This is a genomic window from Brevundimonas sp. (assembly GCF_036405315.1).
In the GTDB taxonomy this organism is placed as follows: Bacteria; Pseudomonadota; Alphaproteobacteria; order Caulobacterales; family Caulobacteraceae; genus Brevundimonas.
Genome location: NZ_DASWXW010000051.1, coordinates 1 through 1663 on the forward strand (window position 1 = coordinate 1; position 1663 = coordinate 1663).

General features: G+C 68.4%; 1 protein-coding gene. It reads right to left on the reverse strand.

Features of this window, described 5'->3' with window-relative positions:
• Positions 1-1663: transketolase (tkt, locus tag VGE49_RS03190; protein WP_331033137.1), on the reverse strand; the 1663-nt coding region annotated here is incomplete at both ends.

Below are 1663 nucleotides of genomic sequence, written 5' to 3' on the forward strand. Positions count from 1 at the left end.
GGTCGGCACGCCTTCGGCCTCCAGCGTCTCGGCGGCCTTCAGCGCCAGGGCGACTTCGGTGCCGGTGCCGAACAGGGTGACTTTCGCCACGCCGTTGGCGGCCTTCAGCTCATAGGCGCCCTTGCGCGACAGGTTCTCGCCCGCGTCGGTCAGACGGACAGCCGGGGTCTTCTGACGCGACAGGCACATGCCCGACGGCGTCTTCTTGTGCTGCAGGGCGACCTGCCAGCACTCCAGCGCCTCGACGGTGTCGGCGGGGCGGAAGACCATCAGGTTGGGGATGGCGCGCAGGGCCGCCAGGTGCTCGACCGGCTGGTGCGTCGGGCCGTCTTCGCCCAGACCGATCGAGTCATGGGTCAGGACGTGAACCACGCGCACGCCCATCAGGGCGCCCAGGCGGATGGCCGGGCGGCTGTAGTCCGCGAACGCCATGAAGGTGCCGGCGTAGGGGATGACCCCGCCATGCAGGGCCAGGCCGTTCATCGCCGCGGCCATGCCGAATTCGCGGATGCCGTAGTTCAGGTAGCGACCGGCGTAGTCGGGAGCGTCGAGGATCTGGGTATCCTTGACGAAGGTGTTGTTCGAGCCGGTCAGGTCGGCCGAGCCGCCGATCAGCTCGGGGATGGCGGCGAACACCGTCTCCAGCGCTTCGCCCGACGACTGGCGCGTGGCCATGGCAGGTTGGGTCGAGACCAGTTCCTTCAGCTTGGCTTCAAGCGTCTCGAAGGCGCCGTTGGGCAGGTCGCCGGCCATGGCGCGGGTGAAGTCGTCGCGCTGGGCGTGGTTCAGCAGGCGGGCTTCCCAGCCCTTGCGGGTCTTGGCGCCCTGCTTGCCGACCTTGGCCCAGGCCTTCTGGACGCCTTCCGGCAGTTCGAACGGGGCGAAGGGCCAGTGCAGGGCCTGACGCGTGGCGGCGATCTCGGTGGCGCCCAGGGCGGCGCCGTGGGTCTTGTGGCTGCCTTCCATGGTGGCGGCGCCCTTGCCGATCTTGGTCTTGCAGGCGATCAGCGTCGGCTTGTCCTGCTTGGTCGCCCAGGCCAGGGCCTTCTGGATCTGCTTGTAGTCGTGGCCGTCGATGGCCTTGACCGCCCAGCCCGAGGCCTTGAAGCGGGCCAACTGGTCGGTGGCGTCCGACAGGGACACCTTGCCGTCGATGGTGATTTCGTTGTCGTCCCACAGGACGCAGAGCTTGTTCAGCTTCAGGCGACCGGCAAGCGCGATGGCCTCCTGCGACACGCCTTCCATCAGGCAGCCGTCGCCGGCGACGACCCAGGTGCGGTGGTCCACCAGATCCTTGCCGAAGCGGGCGGCCAGATGGCGCTCAGCGAGGGCGAAGCCGACCGAGGTGGCCAGACCCTGACCCAGCGGGCCGGTGGTCGTCTCGATCCCGGCCATGTGGCCGTACTCGGGGTGACCGGCGGTCTTGAAGCCCCATTGGCGGAAGTTTTCCAGCTGTTCCCGGGTCGCGTCCTTGTAGCCCGTGAGGTGCAGCAGGCTGTAGATCAGCATGGAGCCGTGGCCCGCCGACAGGATGAAGCGGTCGCGGTCGGCCCAGTCGGGGCGGCTGGCGTCGAACTTCAGGAATTTCGAGTAGAGGACGGTGGCGACGTCGGCCATGCCCATGGGCATGCCGGGGTGGCCGCTCTTGGCCTTTTCAACGCCG